We start from the raw sequence: 16,757 nt of genomic DNA on the forward strand, positions 1-16,757 counted from the left end.
CCCCGGCCGAAACGCAGGCTACAACCATGAGCCACTAGAAGTGTGTCCAAAAACACCATGGAGCCCGTGTCCAAAAAGACACCGGACTCCGTGTCCAAAAACCCTATGGACATAACAATCTCGTACCAGTACACGTTGGCCTGCTTGCCGAACGACTGCGACATGGCCACGAACGGGCTGGCGATCGCAGCTCCCGTGGTGGGGTGTTTGCCGAGCAGACCGAACTTGGCAATCGCCTGCTCACACTGGATGTAGCGGGCGAACGCCTGCGCGTACTGCTCAATGAGCCGTTTGGAGACGAACTCGGTGCAACCACGTTCATCCAGCCAGCTCCACGTCTCCCGGTAGACCAAATCCGCGCCGAGCGGTTGGCCGTCACGCTGCTCAGCCGACAGATATTCGCCGGGTTCTGGCATCGGCTCGCCTGCGAGCAGCGCACCGTCGCCGATGTCGATGCCGTCCAGGTCGAACACATCGAGCTCGGCCGGTGTGGTGAGCCGGGTGGCGGGGCGACCTGTGGCGAGCTTGTCGGAAAGCGCCTCGGGTTTCGCCCCAGCGCGCACCCTGCGTCCGCCCCTGTTGGTGCCGTCTTTGGCCATGGTCTCGCCTCCTTCCTGGGGCATCGTGCCCTGGTGTGGAGGGCGTGAGGGGTCAATACCCCGTTTGATTCGGCGGTTTTGCGCACGGTTGGCCCCGCCCGCTGAGGAGCGGCCCAGCTGTAGAGATCCGCTCGCCCCCACCCACTCGCCAAGCGCGCCACGTCGCCTCGTGCCGGGCCAGCGGCCACGAAGTCGGCACAGGTGAGGGTCGGCAGGTAGGCTGCGACAGGCGGGTACACAGCGCTTTTTAGTAGCTGTAGACCCGAGGGGCTTGCCGCCACCGGTCGCCATCGAGTGCGGACTGGCGCGAGTGGCACGGCTTGCACAGCGAGCGCAGGTTCGACTCGTCGTGGGTGCCGCCGTGTTCGAGCGGGATCACGTGGTGGACCTCAGCCACGGGCGTGTACCGGCCACGGGCCAGGCAGTCCTCGCACAACGGGTGGGCTTCGACGTAGGCCGCGCGGATCTTTCGCCACCGGTGGTCGTAGCGTCGGTTGATTTTCGGGTCGCGCTGGTAGGTCCGGTAGCGGGTGTCCTCGGCGCGGGCGTGCTCGGGGCAGAACCGCGTCTCGGTCAGCTCGGGGCAGCCGGGGTGGGAGCACGGGCGCTTGGGTTTGAAAGGCATCCGTCTCACCACCCTTGTCGTTCATGGCAACGACCCCCAGACGAACCGTGATGATTCGTCTGGGGGTCGGGACCTACTTTTCAACCACTTACAGCATGCGACAGGCACACCCTGAAAGTCATCCCCTCTTTACGACACTCATGCGCGCCAATGCTTCAGTCTCTGCCGAACAAGAGACGCGCGAAGCGGGCAAGGGCGCGCTGCTTCTTGGCGAAGGCAGTCTTGCGTTCGACGTAGAAGTGCTCGGCAACTTTGACGGCGGCGTCCTCGGCGGAGAGGTCGTCGAGGAAGAAGACCTCGAGGACCAGCCGGTCATCGTCGCTGAGGTTTTCCCAGGCCGGGTTGAACCAATCCATGTAGGCCTGCGCCTTTTGGTTGCGGGCTTTGAACGCGTCGAGGTTGTCGAGGATTGAGCAGACTCTTGCTTCACCGGCGTGCGGGTTGTTGCCCCGTGGCAGCCCGTCGATACGGGGCGAGGCGATGGAAGTCAGCGAGGTTTTGAGCTCTTCGGCGTGGCTATCGCCTTGGCTCAGGATGATGGCTTGGGTTGCGTAGTCCTGAAGCACGCTGATGGCGGCTTTGCGGTAGTCGAAGTAGTCCCAGATGGGGTGGTCGTTCATGAGTGTGCCTGCTTTCCAAGGGTTGTGGCGACCGCGTCGATTAACGCGGCCTGGGTTGTGTCTTTGTTCTTCAACGCGGCAAGCACCGCATTGTCGATCGTTTCGTCCGCAGCCAGGTGGGTGATCGTCACCGGCTGGTCTTGTCCCTGGCGGTAGAGCCTTGCGTTGGTCTGTTGGTAGAGCTCCAAGGACCAGGTCAGGGAGAACCAGACCAGGAGGTTGCCGCCTTGCTGGAGGTTGAGCCCGTGTCCGGCTGAGGCCGGGTGGATGAGCGCCAGCGGAATCTCGCGGGCGTTCCACGCTTTGATGTCGGTACTGGTTTTCAGCTCGCGGGCCCCAGGGAAGCGTTCGGTGATGCGCTCACGGTCGTGTTTGAACCAGTAGGCCACGAGCAGCGGCTGGCCGTTGGCCGCCTCCACGAGGTCTTCGAGCGCGTCGAGCTTGCGGTCGTGCACCACCACGGTGTTGCCGTCCTCGTCGTAGATCGCACCGGAGGCCAGCTGTAGCAGCTTGCCTGACAGTGCTGCGGCGTTCGCGGCATCGATGACCTGCCCGTCGAGGTCGAGCACCATCTCATCTCGCAACCGCTCGTAGGCTTTGAGCTCCTTCGGTTCGAGGTCGACGAGCGTCGTGGTGACCGTCAGCTCGGGCAGGCGCAGGTAGTCGGTGGTGCGCATCGACAAGGTGATGTCGCTGATCGCCTCGTAGATCTCGTCCTCGGCACCGGGTGCGGGCTTGTAGGTGAAGATCTGCTGGCCGTTTCGCCGATCGGGTACGAACCAGCGGTTGCGGTAGTGGGTGATGAACCTGCCGAGGCGCTGGCCCTCATCAAGGAGACGGAACTGCGCCCACAGGTCCATCAGCCCGTTGGCTGCTGGCGTGCCGGTCAGTCCCACGATCCGGGTGAGACGTGGCCGCACGGCGGCGAGTGCTTTGAACCGTTGCGCCCGGTGGTTCTTAAACGAGCTCAGCTGGTCGATGACGACCATGTCGAACGGCCAGGCTTTGCCGAGGTGGCGCACCAGCCAGGGCACGTTTTCGCGGTTGATGACGGTCACCATCGCCTCGGCGGCAAGCGCGTCCACCCGCTGGGTTTTCGACCCGACGGCGACGGCAATGGTGAGTCCTGCCAGGTGGTCCCATTTGGTGGCCTCGGCGGGCCAGGTGTCGCGGGCGACTCGCAGGGGTGCGACGATGAGGACGCGGCGGGCGTGGAAGGAGTCCAGCAGCAGGTTCCAGATTGCCGTCAAGGTGATCACCGTCTTGCCTAGCCCCATCCCGAGCAGGATCGCGGCCTGCGGGTGGTCTTCAACGAAGGCGGTGGCCAGTTGTTGGTAGTCATGCGGCTCGTAGCGCATCAGCCACCTCCTTTGCGCCTTCGATGCTGTCGACGATGATCACGTCCATGCCGTGGTCTGTGAGTTGCTGGATGCGGCGGCGTTGGATGGGGCGTGGGAGGCGTCCGGGTGCTTTGAGTTCGACGAAGATGACGCGTCCGCGATGGATGCAGATGCGGTCTGGGACCCCTGCGGTGCCGGGGCTGGTGAATTTCCAGCACAGGCCACCGATCGCCTCAACGGCTTTTTTCAAGTGTTGTTCGATTGCTTGCTCGTTCATGGTTCATGTCCTCTCGTGTGAGAGGCCCATGACGACCTATGACGATGCGATATGGACTTTTCCTAAGGGCTATATTTTCTGCCCTATAGCAAACTCACATATGGGTCGTCATAGGTCGTCATAAGGCCCGTCTGAATTAGTTGTCGAACTCGTTCTTCAAGGCCAAACCGTGGACGAACATGCCGTGCATCGTCCTTTTACGTGTGAAGCCGTGGTGTTCGACGGTGGCGTTGAAATCGACCATGGGACGCGCCCACCCGGAGGTCGACATCGCCCACGCCCGATAGGCCTGATACAAATCCCCGGCCCGTTCCGACAGCCCCGGGTCAAGGTCGCAGTTGGCGTCAAGGAACTGAGCGAACCAGTTGTTCTCTTCCCGATACGCCGCCGATGCCTCCACCACTCGGGCAGGAGCCTTGAGGTGGTAGTCCTCGGCGTGGATGAGGCGCGCGCCCTCCATAATCCAGGCCAGGATCGCCCCGCCTGCCTGCGTGTAGAGGTAGTCGGCATAGTTCTTGATGTCGGATGTGCCTTCGATCTTCGCCTCGAAGGGAATGACGATGAGCCTGCGCCAGATGCCCGCATCCATCGCACCCACCCGTGGCAGATGGTTCGTGTAGAGAATCAAGGTGTGCGACGGGGTGAAGGCAAACGGTGCCTTGTATTTCTTCTCCGCGTAGATCTGATCGGTGGAAGCCAGCTGCTTGACCACGGAGGTGGACATGCGCACGCCTTCTTCGGACTCGGCGGAGATGATGAGGCGTTTGCCTTTGGCCTCAGCCAGCTCCGGTTTGACGTTGCGCATCCCACCGATCGTGAGCACATCAGCACTCATGTTGCCTGCATACGTGCCTAAGACTCTGGCGATGGTGTTCCAGAACGTCGATTTGCCGTTGCGACCATCTCCGTAAGCGATGACGAGGGCTTCGACGAAGACCTGCCCGATCGCAGCCAAGCCGACGATGCGCTGCACGTAGGCGATGAGCTCGGCATCGCCTTGGAAGAACACCTCGAGGGCTTCCTGCCACAGGTGCGCGCCGTCGGTGCCCGGGTCGAGGCTGGTCTGCTTGGTCACCAGATCCGCCGGATCATGGTCGTGGCGCGACATGGTCCCGTGGCGCAGATCGTAGGTGCCTGATGGGGTGTTGAGCAGATACGGGTCGGCATCGAGCTGCTCAGGGGTGGTCAGCAGCATGGGGCGGGCTTCTTTCAGGCAGTTGGTGATCCCGCGTGATTCTCGGCGTTTGAGCGCGTAGGCCGCATAGGTTTTCGCGTCCTCGAACGCGGCGAACGCCTCCTGTTGGGCGGCGTTAAACATGGCCTGGGCTTTCGCCTTCGACATCGACGCCAACAACATGGCAGCCCCCGTGGCAGCGAGCTGGTCTTTGGCGTCTTCGAGCAGCTCGTGGGCCTCGGCCAGTTGGCGTTCGGTGAGCTCCTGGGCGACGGCTTGGGCAGCGGGAGCGGATTCGTACCAGACACCGTCGTAATAGACGAGCCAATCCGTGGCCTCCGAGTAGCGCAGCGAGTCCGGATAGGCCTTGGTTAGGGCGTGGGCTTGGCCGACGTCGCTGTAATCGGCGGGGCGTACCGAATCCAGGCTCGCCTCAAAATCCGATGGTGGCACATACCCGGGCTGGTTCTCGACCGTCTTGGCGAACCGGGTGGCCGACCGCCAGATCGACTCCACCTCCGCCTCCGGCAGGGGCGGTCACGGCTCGGAACCGGAGACAACGATCGACCCGGTGGTGATGGCGGCGGCCACGGTGATGCGTTTACAAACCGTGGTGTCGCGGGAGATCAGCCCGCGTGACACCGCGGTTGTGACTGTCGGGCGGATCGAGGCCGGGAGCAAAAACAACATCATCCCGGAGTCCGCCTCGCTCGGGCTGAGCGTCCGCAGCTTCAGCGAGACCGTGCGCGAGCGCCTGGTTGCGGGAATCCAGCGCGTTATCGAGGCCGAGGCCGCGGCGTCAAACGCTCCAAGGCCACCGAAGATTGAGTTCGGTGACCGTTTCCCGGTCACCTATAACGACCCGGAGATCACGGAGGAACTGAACGCGGTCTTTGTTGACGCCTTCGGGGAGGACGCGTTTTTCGCACCCGGCGCGCTCTCCGGAAGCGAAGACGTCGGAGTGCTCGCCACAGCCACGGGGGTGCCGCTTGGGTACTGGATGCTCGGCGGTCACGACGCCGCGGAGTACGCCGCGGCGGAGGCGGCGGGAACGGTCCACACCGATGTGCCGTCGAACCACTCACCGCACTACGCACCCGTCATCGATCCGACGCTGCAGCGCGGTGTTGCAGCGCTTGTGCTCGCCACAAGGCACTGGCTCGACCGCTAGACACAGGCCCGTTTACGCCTTAGATTAATTATGTCTTACATAAATAAATGGTGTGGGCGCCGACGGCGCAGGCCGACTCCTGGAATATGTCGCAGTGGAAGACGAACCGGATGGTTGGTTCATCTATCACGCAATGCCTGCCACAAAGAAAGTTCTGATCGAGGTAGGCCTTGGAGCAAGGAGGTAGCGTCATGAGCACGTACACCGATGTAAACGGGGTTGAGTTCACCGATGAGCAAATTGAGCGCTGGGCGGCAGAGGACGAATCCGAAGCGGGATACACCGGCGACCACCTCGGCCCGTCACGCCCCGGTCGACCCGTCAGCGTCGGAACCGATGTGCGCCCGGTGACTGTGCGGCTCGATGCTGCGCGCCGCGCGAAACTCGAACACTACGCACACTCCCACAGCACGAGCATCTCGCAGGCCGTTCGGGATCTCATCGACGCGATGTAGCCCTCATCAAGGCGACCAAGGCGACCAAGGCGACCCGTGACAGCGGATCGTTTTGTGTGCTACGATCACTTCCACGTTCAAGAGTCGTAACCGTAGGTACCTGGCCGGTTACGCGACAACCCGAATCCATCGATTCCCGGGTGTCCCAGGGGAAGAACGGGCTTCATGAAATCTCATGGAGCAAGATTCGATGGGGCGCTTGCCCCAAGAAAGGGGCGTGAGCTCCGTGTCTGCACATCATTTTTCATTTGAGACCGACCAAGACTGGTGGAGCCGGATCGGGCTTGGTTACTCTGGGGTCAAACCCGGCACTCGTTTCGGGAACCGCGTGAGAGCGTCGCTGCTGAAGATCTTGCGCGAGCACCCGCCGGTTGCATTCGCTGGCGGTGACAACGGCGCCACGCTGTCACTTGACGACTTCGCCGCACTGATCGAGGCCGCGGCAGCTGACGCTGTTCGCGCCGGCGAAGAAGAAGAGCGGATCACCGCTGAGACCCTCCGTGAAGAGGGGAGCGCGCGGGTTGAGCAGGCGTACGCGATGCCCGACGCTGATTCGCTGATCACCGAGGGGCGCTGGGCCGGGCTCACGAAGGGCGAGGCGTTTGCGTGGTGCTGGGCGCTTTTCGAGTACGAACCGCACGGCTTCGTCCACCCCAACTCGCAGGTCCGGGTGGAGAGCCGGGCGAAACTTGCGCAGGGCGAACTGCCGTCGGTGTTTGGTTACCCGGAGCGCGCGAAAGAGTTGAAAGCCAGTGGCTTGGATCCCCGCAAGTTCCGGGAGCACCAGGCCGCGCTTGGTGCTCGGAGCTTCGGTTACTCATGAGGTTCGCAATGGCGGAATTGTTAACATAGGCTTGACCTCGTGAGCGAGTGCCGGTTCTGCTCGGCTTGGGGCAGCGACCGGCAGCTCGCGCCGCGCGAGTCTGTGGCGTATGAGGGCGCGGATCGCGGTGCATGATCCACAGTTGAAATAGAGAAAAGAGAGTGAAACGTATGACGAAGCGCGTGAGTGTGATTGTTGGGAGCCTGCGTCGTGGCTCCTTTGCCCGTAAGATTGCGCACAACCTGATTCCGATGTTCCCTGAGGGGTACGAGGCGAAGATCGTGGAGATCCGCGACCTGCCGCTGTACGATTTCGACTACGACGACCCAGAGGTCACCGACAAGCCGGTGCCGGCGGAGTACACGGAGTTCCGCGAGACGATTAAGGCCTCTGACGGGGTGCTGTTTGTGACCCCGGAGAACAACCGCACCATCCCGGCGTGCCTGAAAAACGCGGTGGATATTGGGTCGAAACCCAACGCCGACGTTGCGTGGAAGGGACTCCCGGCGGGAATTGTGAGCCACTCTGTTGGACGCATGGGCGGGTACTCGTCGCAGAAGAACCTGCGCCTTGCGCTTTCCTACTTCGACATGCCAACGCTTGGCCAGCCCGAGGTGTTCCTATCGCAGTCGCCTGAGCTTTTCGGTGACGGGGATAAGATCACCCGCGAGTCAACCGTTGAGTTCCTGCAGAAATACATTGACCGCTTCGCTGAGCTGATCGAAAAAACCAGCCGCGATTAGTTTTCGCGGGCGCGTAACCCAAAGGCGAGGCGGAAACCGAACACGTTTCGGTTTCCCCCTCGTTTGTTGTGTGGCAGTTTTGTGTCGCCGCGGCCGCGCGGTGGCGCAGGCGCTAGCTGTCTGCGCCCCCTGCGTCAGTTGCCGCCTCGGCCCGCAACGCCTCGACAAGCGCCTCGTGTGCGTCCCAGATTTCGCGCGGCATATCGGGCAGCTCGCGCAGGTGCTCAGCGCGGTGATCGGTTTCCTGCAGCCAGCGTTCAACGTCAACCCGCAGCAGTTTGTCGAGATCCGCCGCGTCGATTTCGAGACCGGTAAAGTCGAGCTCTTCAACAAGCGGGAGCACGCCGATCGGGGTTTTGCGTCCCTTGACTTTGCCGTCGCGGTACTGTGTGAGCCAGTTCAGCGCGCGCAGGTTCTCGCGGAAGCCCGGCCACAGGTAACGACCGGTTTCGGGTTCGCGCTGGAACCAGTTGACGTGGGCAAACATCGGCATCCCTTTCAGCTGCCCGAGCACTTTAAGCCAGTGTTCGGCGTAGCGACCCTCGGAGTACGAGAAGAACGGACGCATCGACATCGGGTCGTAACGCAGCTGCCCGTCAAGCCCGTCCGCTGCGAAAGTCGCCTCGGCGCCGAGTGTCAGCCCGTCGTAGACGCCATCAACAAGGTTGTCGATTGCGCGGATCAGCGGTTCACGATCGCGGGTGCGGCCACCGAAGATAATCGCGTCAACGACCACGCCCTCGGGTTTGGAGACGTCTTCGGCGAGGTTCGGGATGCGCTCCAGCGGAATCGTGAAGCGGCTGTTCGGGTGCGCCCACGGTTCGTTTTGCTGCTCGGCGGTGCGGTCGGTGATTTTCGCGCCGGTCCAGTCGAGCCACCCTGCCGGGTCGGCCGGGGGTTCGGGGGTGAGACCCTCCCACCACACCTCGCCGGTGACTTCGTTGTAGGCGGTGTTGGTGAAGATCGTGCCCGATCCCTCAGCGATTGCCGCCATCGCGGTGGGGTTGGAACCCTCGTTGGTGTCTTTTGCGACACCGAAGGCACCGTTTTCGGGGTTGATGGCACGGAGTTTCCCTTCGTCGTCAACCCACATCCAGGCGATGTCGTCGCCGTAAAAATCAACGCGGTAGCGGTCGCCGAGTCCGTTTGGCGGCAGCGTCATCGCGAGGTTGGTTTTCCCTGACGCGCTCGGGAAGCCGCCGCACACGTGCGTGGTGACGCCGGTTTCACGGTCGTGGATCCCAAGCAGCAGGAACTGCTCCGCGAGGAACTTCCCTGAGGCGTAACCGTCGTAGGACGCCTGGCGCAGACCGTGGGCGATTTTACCAAGCAGCGCGTTGCCGCCGTACGCGGAGCCGAAGTGCAAAATGGTGCGCTCGTCTGCGACGGTCACAAACATCCGCTCGTCGGCGTCGGTGCCCTGCTGCAGCGCGGTCAGGTCACCGGTGACGTGCACACCGCGCACGAAGAAGTCCTGGTCGCTGACACCGTCGAAGTGCTCAATTCCGACGCGGGCCATGCGGATCATCTGCAGCACCACGTTGCGGTCGTCGGTGAGCTCAACTCCGAGCGCGAAGTTCGCAAGCGGGGTGCCGGGAGGGGCCATCAGGTACGGCACCACGTACATGGTTTTACCCGCCGAAGCGCCGCGCATGCGGCTCGTCAGCAGCGGTTTGACCTCGCTTGAGTGGCGCCAGTTGTTGTAGCGCCCGCGATCCGCCTCGTCAGCCGTGGCGACAAAGGTGCGCTCTTCGGTGCGGGCGGTGTCTTTCGGGTGTGACCGTGAGTAGTAGCGACCTTTGCCTGCGCGCAGCATTTCGCCGGCGGCGATGGCCTCTTCGAGCAGCCTGGCGTCATCCGCTGCTGAGACGAGCTCGATCTTTTCAGGATTGGTGATCTCTGCCCACTCGCTCACAAAAGCGCGAACGCTTTCCACGTGAATCTCTGGAGGAACTTGAAATTGCTTTGATGCGGTCACTAGGCGCCCTCATTCATTCTTTAGTTTCCGGGTCTCACTTGTGATCTCTACCGTAGTACGTCGAGTCTGACAGCACCATAAGTATCCCCTTTGAGTCTTGGGTTTGGAGTGGCCTAAGAATTAGGCCCACTCGGTTTAAGTGTTGACCGTGTTTTCTTGTTTCCATTGTTCCGCGTATTTCCGTGGGCTGAGGTAGCCGAGTGAGGAATGCGGATGGAAGTTATTGTAACGTGATGACCATTGGGCCACGAGTAGGCGGGCATGCTCGAGATTCTCGATACTGTTGTCCTCCAAGAGTTCGTCTCTCATCCGGTTATGGAAAGACTCAACGAACCCGTTATGCCAGGGCTGGCCTGGTGGGATGAATGCCTGGATTGTCTCACCCTCGGCTGCCCACTCCTGGAGCGCATGAGCGATGAACTCGGGCCCGTTATCCATCCGGATCACCCGCGGGCGCCCGCAGTGCTCCAGACAAGCCACGTCAAGGAGTTCGGTCACCGAGACCGCGTTAATGTTCTTGTCGACCGTGAAGGCGAGGTGTTCGCGGGTGTATTCATCGATAATGTTACAGATTTTGATTGTCTTGCCGTGCCAGGTTGAATCGAACTGGAAGTCCAACGCCCACACGTTGTTCGGGTACTGGCCGGCAGGAACATCACGATGGGTATCGGCAGCTAGACGCTTGAGCTTCTTCCTAGGCAAGACACGCAAGCCCTCTTCACGCCAGATCCTGCGGAAAGTCTCGCGGCATATCCCGTACCCTTCGGCGAGGGCGTTTCTCCAGGCGCGCCGGTGTCCCCACCGGCGATGATCCTTAACGAAGTCGTGCATCCACGCCCGTAGGTCCGCGTACTTATCCGGCTTGTTCTCGCGGGTCCTAGCGCGCCGGTAAGCACTGCGAGAGAGCCCAACAATCTGGCAGGCAAGTCTTTGGGAGTAGCCCAGCCCGACCAGATGCCAGACGGCATCATGGCGGCGAGCTGGGCTTAGAAGTTTCCCTCCGACAATTCTTTCCACGCAGCCTTTTCCAGCTCTGCCTGACCTAGGAGGCGTTTGAGGCGCGTGTTTTCCTCGCGCAGGCGCTGGAGCTCTTTCGCCTCGCTCTTGGTCATCGCCCCATAGGTAGCCTGCCACCTGTTCAACGTGGCTTCGCTAATCCCCAACGTGGTCAGGATCTGAGCTGTAGTTGATCCCGATTCCTTCAATTCCCGCGCCCTATCGAGCTTACGAACAATCTGCTCGGGAGTATGCTTGCTGAATTTCTTCACCATTCATCCATTCTCCCCACCCACAGGCAGGGCATCAATGGACAGCACTCAAGTCACCTGGACCTAAAAACCTAGAGCACTCCAGGTTCGGTATGACGTAGTCTGTACTTCGGCGTGTCGTAGATTTGTGAGATTATTCGTGCTAAACACTATATGTGGTGCCCGCAATGTGGGCCAGGACTAGATGTAGGGGTGGGATTGCTGAGGTGCAAATGCTGAGAGGAGAACATGCTGATGAGTGAACGCAGGGAAGGCCGAACACGAAGCGTCGCGGAGGTGCGAGTGCTCGAGGGGCAAGATTCACCTGACCTGGTGTTTTTCTCGAGCGTTTCGGAGAACACCCTCCGCTTCGTCGAGAAGCTCGAGCGCCCGGCGGTGCGGATCCCACTCCGACCGCGCACAGAGGGAATGATCCGAGTGACCAGGCCCTACGTGCTCGTGGTTCCGACCTACGGCGGCGGAGCGCAGGCCGGGGCGGTGCCGCGGCAGGTGATTACGTTCCTGAACGATCCTGCAAACCGCGCGCTGATCCGCGGCGTGATTACCGCGGGGAACACCAACTTCGGTGAGCACTACTGCATCGCAGGACCGATCATCTCAGCCAAGTGCAAAGTTCCTGAGCTGTACCGCTTTGAACTTCTTGGCACCAACCGCGACGTTGCTCGAGTCAAGGCTGGTTTAGACGAATTTTGGGCACGACAGAACACATTAGAAGCAGAAGCAAATGAGGAGGACGTCGCATGACGATCGCCACACCATCAGAAACAACCACCCCCAACACTGCACGGGTTGGCGGGGTCGGCGAGCGGAAGGACTACCACGCGCTCAACGCCCAGCTGAACCTGTTTGCGGCGGACGGGTCGATCCAGTTTGGCAAGGATCACGAAGCGGCGGAGGCCTACCTGAACCAGCAGGTCATCCCGAACACGAAGCAGTTCGCTTCGGTGTGGGAACGCCTGGAGTGGCTGATCGAAAACGAGTACTACGAAGCCGAATACCTGCGCGCCTACGACAAGGACTTCGTCGAGCGCCTCCACGAACAGGCCGACGCTTTCGGGCACAAGTTCCAGACCTTCCTCGGTGCGTTTAAGTTCTTCACCTCCTACGCGCTGAAAACCTTCGACGGCAGCCTCTTCCTCGAAAACTTCGAGCAGCGAGTTGTTGCCACGGCGCTGTTCCTCGGTCAGGGTGACGAGGAACTGGCTTCGAAGACGGTCACCGAGATCCTCTCGGGCCGTTTCCAGCCGGCAACTCCGACGTTCTTGAACGCGGGTAAGAAACAGCGCGGCGAGCTCGTGTCGTGCTTCCTGCTGCGCGTTGAAGACAATCTCGAATCGATTGGCCGCAGCGTTAACTCTGCGCTGCAGCTGTCCAAGCGCGGCGGCGGTGTGGCGCTGCTGCTGTCAAACCTCCGCGAGGCGGGTGCCCCGATTAAGCAGGTCGAGAACCAGGCTTCCGGTGTTGTTCCCGTGATGAAGATCCTCGAAGACAGCTTCAGCTACGCGAACCAGCTCGGCGCTCGCCAGGGCGCAGGCGCTGCGTACCTGCACGCGCACCACCCCGACATTATGCGGTTCCTCGACACGAAGCGTGAAAACGCTGACGAGAAGATCCGCATTAAGACCCTGTCGGTTGGGGTTGTGATTCCGGATGTGACCTTCGAACTGGCTAAGCAGAACAAAGATATGCACCTGTTTAGCCCCTACGATGTGCTTCGCGAAACCGGTATTCCGCTTTCGGATCAGTCAATCACCGAGCGCTACGACGAGTTCGTCGCGAACCCGCGGATCCGCAAGACCACGATCAGCGCGCGCGAGTTCTTCAAGACCCTCGCTGAGCTGCAGTTCGAGTCGGGCTACCCGTACGTGCTGTTCGAAGACACTGTGAACCGTGCGAACCCGCTCGAGGGGCACATCAACATGTCGAACCTGTGCTCGGAGATTCTGCAGGTGAACACCGCCTCTGAGTACGACGCCGCAATCGGGTACGAGACGATCGGTCACGACATTTCGTGCAACCTCGGCTCGCTGAACATTGCGCAGGCAATGGCCAGCCCGGACTTCGGCGCAACCGTTGAGATTGCGGTGCGGGCGCTGACGAGTGTGTCGGATCAGACCGACATTCAGGCGGTGCCGTCAATTGCCGAGGGTAACCGTGCGTCACACGCCATCGGCCTCGGCCAGATGAACCTGCACGGCTACCTCGCTTCGCAGCGCATCCACTACGGCAGCGAAGAGGGAATTGACTTCACCGACGCGTACTTCCGCACGGTGACCTACCACGCGCTGCGCGCTTCGAACCAGCTGGCGATTGACCGCGGTGCGACCTTCGCGGGCTTCGAGAAGAGCGACTACGCTGACGGCAGCTACTTCGACCGTTACACGGCCGAGGAGTGGGTGCCAGAAACCGCGCGGGTGCGTGAGCTCTTCGCCGAGGCTGGAGTTGCGCTGCCGACGGTTGCGGACTGGGAACAGCTGCGCGAGTCGATCCGCGAACACGGTATCTACAACGCGTACCTGCAGGCGGTGCCACCGACCGGGTCAATTAGCTACGTGAACAACTCGACGGCTTCGATCCACCCGATCGCCTCGAAGATTGAGATTCGTAAAGAGGGCAAGCTCGGCCGCGTGTACTACCCGGCTCCGCACATGACAAACGACAACCTCGAGTTCTTCGAAGACGCCTACGAAATCGGCGCCGAGAAGATCATCGACACCTACGCTGCTGCGACCAAGCACGTGGATCAGGGTCTGTCGCTCACGCTGTTCTTTAAAGACGAGGCGACCACTCGCGACATCAACCGCGCGCAGATCTACGCGTGGCGCAAGGGCATCAAGACGCTGTACTACATCCGCCTGCGCCAGCCCGCGCTCGAGGGAACCGAGATCGAAGGCTGCGTTTCCTGCGCGCTGTAGTCGCGTTCGCGCCCGCGTGTGCGCCCGTGCTGCGCGCGCGGGCGCACCGCGCGCCGTCCGCGCACTCCGCGCACTGACCACCAGACATCACTAGTGAAAGAGCTTTATTGAACTATGACTGATCCGTTGAACACCGACCGCCCGCTGCAAGAGATCTCGGTCACCCCGCCGTCGTACCGCCACGACCCGGCAGCGCGGCTGCGCCCCATTAACTGGAACCGCGTCACCGACGACAAAGACCTCGAGGTGTGGAACCGTCTGACCGCGAACTTCTGGCTGCCAGAGAAGGTGCCGCTGTCAAACGACATCCCCGCGTGGCAGAAAATGACCCAGGAAGAGCGCACCCTCACGATGCGCGTCTTCACCGGTCTGACCATGCTCGACACCGTGCAGGCAACTGTCGGTGAGATCGTGCAGATCCAAGACTCCCGCACCGAACACGAAGAGGCCGTCTACACCAACATTGCGTTCATGCAGTCGGTGCACGCCCGCTCGTACTCCTCGGTGTTCTCAACGCTGACGAGCACCCCGGAAATCGACGACGCCTACCGCTGGGCAGTTGCCAACGATCTGCTGCAGGAACGCTGCAAGAAGGTGCTGCACCACTACTACGGCGATGATCCGCTCAAGCGTAAAGTGTCTTCGACGCTGCTGTCGTCGCTGCTGCTGTACGCAGGGTTCTACCTGCCGCTGCACTTCTCGGTGCACGCGACGCTGACGAACACCGCAGACATGATCCGCCTGATTCTGCGTGACAAGGCAGTGCATGGTTACTACTCGGGTTACAAGTACCAGCGCGGACTCGAGACGCAGAGCAAAGAGCGTCAGGAAGAGATGCGCAAGTTCACCTTCGACCTGCTGGAAGAGCTCTACGAGCTTGAGCTGCAGTACTCGGGTGAGCTGTACGAGCCGCTCGGCCTGATGGACGACGTTGCCGTGTTCGTGCGTTACAACGCGAACAAGGCGCTGATGAACCTCGGTTACCCGTCGCGGTTTACCGCTGAAGAGACCGAAGTGAACCCTGAGATTCTCGCGGCGCTGTCACCTGGCAGCAACGAAAACCACGACTTCTTCAGTGGATCAGGATCGAGCTACATCATCGGTAAGGGCGAAGACACCACCGACGACGACTGGGACTTCTAGGCTCAAGGGCTTAACGGCTCGAGGGCTCAGCAGCTCGATTCGGGCCGCACCGTCCGAATAGCGCACCGCGGGTTGGACGCTGGCACACGCCGGCAACCTTCCCGCGGTGCGCTGTTTTGTGCCCGAGCCAGCGCGATTCTTGTCGACTATGATCGACAAAACCTCCGCAAAGTAGCAGCTTGTCGACTATACTCGACAAAACAGGGAGGTTTGTGGTGGACAGAATCATTGAACGCCCGAGATACTTTTCGCGGATCTAGCCCTTTATCGACAAACCCCTCGTGAAGGTGCTCACCGGTGTGCGTCGCTGCGGCAAATCTACGATTCTGCAGCAGCTGCAAGAAGTGATTCGCGCGGGCAGCGCTGATCCACAAGTGTTTGCGATGAATTTTGAGTCCGCTGACGGGCTTCACATCACAGACGCAGCGGCGCTGCTACGGCGCATCGAAGCCGAAAACCTCAACAAAAACACCCGCGCGTATTTCTTCTTTGACGAAATTCAGCAGGTCGCCGACTGGGAGAAAGCCATCAACGCGATCCGCGTCGACTATGACGCAGATATCTATGTCACCGGGTCGAATTCGCGCATGCTTTCCGGTGATCTCGCCACACATCTTGCCGGTCGCTACGTTGAGTTCTTGATCCAACCGTTTTCGTTTGCGGAATTTGTCGAGCTGCACCGCCAAAGCGACCGCACACTGAGCGAACGCTTCCAGCACTTTGTGCAGTTCGGCGGTTTCCCGGCGTTGAAATACTTCAACCTCGACCGGGAACCCTCGCTCGACTACCTTGACTCGGTGTACAACTCGGTTGTGCTCAAAGACGTGATTGAGTATCACCAGATCCGCGACGTCGACATTTTTCACCGCATCGTCGGTTACTGCTTCGCAAATATTGGAAAAACCTTCTCGGCGCAGTCACTGGTGCGTTTTTTCAAAAGCGAGGGGCGCACCGTTTCGGTTGATACCGTGTTGAACTACCTTGAGTTTTGCGTGAACGCTTTCTTGATTTATCGGGTTCCGCGCTTTGACATTGCGGGGAAGGCGAGGCTTCGGGCAACTGAGAAGTACTATGCGGTGGATCACGGTTTTCGTGAAACGCTCGGCCTTTCGAACCAGGCCGACATTGAGCTGACCCTCGAAAACATCGTGTGCGTGGAGCTGCTTGCGCGCGGGTACGAGGTAAGTGTCGGAAGAGCCGGCGCGCGCGAGATTGACTTCATCGCCCGCAAAGGTTCCGACACTGAGTACTTCCAGGTGAGTTACCTGCTCGGCAGCCAAAACACCGTCGACCGCGAGTTCGGTGCCTTTCGCGGGGTTACCGACAACTTCCCGAAAACCGTGCTGAGCATGGACCAGTTCGACATGAGCCGCGACGGGATCCAACACAAAAACATTATCGAGTGGCTTGTCGAGCCCTCACCGTTGCACAGCTAGGTGTCATCGCCTAGCCTGAATACCAACATGACCGGTACCGCTACCCATTTTGGTGGGAGCCCAGGGCCGGTCTTTGTTTTTCTCGATCTAGCCGTCATGTGTGATGTCTAGTGGCTTTTTGGACGGTTACGGCGGTGGAATAGCCGGATGGCTATTCCATTGCATAAGCGCAGAAAGATCGCAGATTTCG

Annotated in this window: 17 protein-coding genes and 1 riboswitch; of the genes, 8 read left to right on the forward strand and 9 right to left on the reverse strand. The window is 60.8% G+C overall.

Going from position 1 to position 16,757, the window contains the following annotated elements; genetic code table 11:
• The 6 genes from QP994_RS10130 to QP994_RS10155 form a co-directional block, all read right to left on the reverse strand.
• On the reverse strand, positions 1-599 hold a 599-nt coding region (locus QP994_RS10130; RefSeq protein WP_284866624.1), incomplete at its 3' end, for a P27 family phage terminase small subunit.
• Between the two features lie 247 nt (positions 600-846).
• Entirely contained in the window at positions 847-1,224 is a 378-nt protein-coding gene (locus tag QP994_RS10135; RefSeq protein WP_284866626.1) for an HNH endonuclease, read from the reverse strand.
• Positions 1,225-1,379: 155 nt separating this feature from the next.
• The gene (locus QP994_RS10140) at positions 1,380-1,844 is read right to left on the reverse strand and encodes a hypothetical protein (RefSeq protein WP_284866628.1); all 465 of its coding nucleotides are present in this window, start codon (positions 1,842-1,844) and stop codon (positions 1,380-1,382) included.
• Positions 1,841-3,202, reverse strand: coding sequence for an SNF2-related protein (locus QP994_RS10145; RefSeq protein WP_284866630.1), 1,362 nt, complete (start codon positions 3,200-3,202; stop codon positions 1,841-1,843). The genes QP994_RS10140 and QP994_RS10145 overlap by 4 nt, the downstream gene beginning before the upstream one ends.
• Positions 3,183-3,461: a VRR-NUC domain-containing protein gene (locus QP994_RS10150; RefSeq protein WP_181998984.1), complete on the reverse strand. Its 279-nt coding sequence runs from the start codon at positions 3,459-3,461 to the stop codon at positions 3,183-3,185. The genes QP994_RS10145 and QP994_RS10150 overlap by 20 nt, the downstream gene beginning before the upstream one ends.
• A gap of 136 nt (positions 3,462-3,597) precedes the next feature.
• On the reverse strand, positions 3,598-5,151 hold the full coding sequence (locus QP994_RS10155; RefSeq protein ID WP_284866632.1) for a DNA primase family protein: 1,554 nt from the start codon (positions 5,149-5,151) through the stop codon (positions 3,598-3,600).
• A gap of 61 nt (positions 5,152-5,212) precedes the next feature.
• On the opposite strand from QP994_RS10155, the gene QP994_RS10160 reads away from it, so the two are divergent.
• The 4 genes from QP994_RS10160 to QP994_RS10175 all read left to right on the forward strand — a co-directional run bounded on the left by QP994_RS10160 (position 5,213) and on the right by QP994_RS10175 (position 7,827).
• Positions 5,213-5,806: a peptidase dimerization domain-containing protein gene (locus QP994_RS10160; RefSeq protein ID WP_284866634.1), complete on the forward strand. Its 594-nt coding sequence runs from the start codon at positions 5,213-5,215 to the stop codon at positions 5,804-5,806.
• Between the two features lie 191 nt (positions 5,807-5,997).
• Complete coding sequence (locus tag QP994_RS10165; protein WP_042406070.1) at positions 5,998-6,261, forward strand: YlcI/YnfO family protein; 264 nt, start codon at positions 5,998-6,000, stop codon at positions 6,259-6,261.
• Between the two features lie 75 nt (positions 6,262-6,336).
• Positions 6,337-6,454, forward strand: a riboswitch (SAM riboswitch).
• A 33-nt stretch (positions 6,455-6,487) separates the two neighbouring features.
• On the forward strand, positions 6,488-7,084 hold the full coding sequence (locus tag QP994_RS10170) for a hypothetical protein (protein WP_157034429.1): 597 nt from the start codon (positions 6,488-6,490) through the stop codon (positions 7,082-7,084).
• 170 nt (positions 7,085-7,254) lie between these two features.
• A complete protein-coding gene (locus QP994_RS10175; protein ID WP_019174205.1) occupies positions 7,255-7,827 on the forward strand; it encodes an NADPH-dependent FMN reductase in 573 nt (190 codons plus the stop codon).
• Between the two features lie 112 nt (positions 7,828-7,939).
• On the opposite strand, the gene QP994_RS10180 is transcribed toward QP994_RS10175, so the two are convergent.
• The 3 genes from QP994_RS10180 to QP994_RS10190 all read right to left on the reverse strand — a co-directional run bounded on the left by QP994_RS10180 (position 7,940) and on the right by QP994_RS10190 (position 11,076).
• Entirely contained in the window at positions 7,940-9,805 is a 1,866-nt protein-coding gene (locus QP994_RS10180; RefSeq protein WP_284866637.1) for a phosphoenolpyruvate carboxykinase (GTP), read from the reverse strand.
• 135 nt (positions 9,806-9,940) lie between these two features.
• Complete coding sequence (locus QP994_RS10185; RefSeq protein ID WP_284866639.1) at positions 9,941-10,822, reverse strand: IS3 family transposase; 882 nt, start codon at positions 10,820-10,822, stop codon at positions 9,941-9,943.
• Positions 10,792-11,076, reverse strand: a complete 285-nt coding sequence (locus tag QP994_RS10190) for a transposase (RefSeq protein WP_016664108.1) — start codon at positions 11,074-11,076, stop codon at positions 10,792-10,794. The genes QP994_RS10185 and QP994_RS10190 overlap by 31 nt, the downstream gene beginning before the upstream one ends.
• Before the next feature lie 231 nt (positions 11,077-11,307).
• Between QP994_RS10190 and nrdI the strand changes: the two genes are divergently transcribed.
• The 4 genes from nrdI (at position 11,308) to QP994_RS10210 (ending at position 16,567) form a co-directional block, all read left to right on the forward strand.
• Positions 11,308-11,817: a class Ib ribonucleoside-diphosphate reductase assembly flavoprotein NrdI gene (gene nrdI, locus QP994_RS10195; RefSeq protein ID WP_016664109.1), complete on the forward strand. Its 510-nt coding sequence runs from the start codon at positions 11,308-11,310 to the stop codon at positions 11,815-11,817.
• A complete protein-coding gene (gene nrdE, locus QP994_RS10200) occupies positions 11,814-13,988 on the forward strand; it encodes a class 1b ribonucleoside-diphosphate reductase subunit alpha (RefSeq protein ID WP_284866641.1) in 2,175 nt (724 codons plus the stop codon). The genes nrdI and nrdE overlap by 4 nt, the downstream gene beginning before the upstream one ends.
• Before the next feature lie 114 nt (positions 13,989-14,102).
• Positions 14,103-15,131: a class 1b ribonucleoside-diphosphate reductase subunit beta gene (gene nrdF / locus QP994_RS10205; protein ID WP_016664111.1), complete on the forward strand. Its 1,029-nt coding sequence runs from the start codon at positions 14,103-14,105 to the stop codon at positions 15,129-15,131.
• Positions 15,132-15,412: 281 nt separating this feature from the next.
• The gene (locus QP994_RS10210) at positions 15,413-16,567 is read left to right on the forward strand and encodes an ATP-binding protein (RefSeq protein WP_284866643.1); all 1,155 of its coding nucleotides are present in this window, start codon (positions 15,413-15,415) and stop codon (positions 16,565-16,567) included.
• The last annotated feature ends 190 nt before the right edge of the window (positions 16,568-16,757 follow it).

It is taken from the genome of Corynebacterium sp. MSK044 (assembly GCF_030232825.1).
GTDB lineage: Bacteria > Actinomycetota > Actinomycetes > Mycobacteriales > Mycobacteriaceae > Corynebacterium.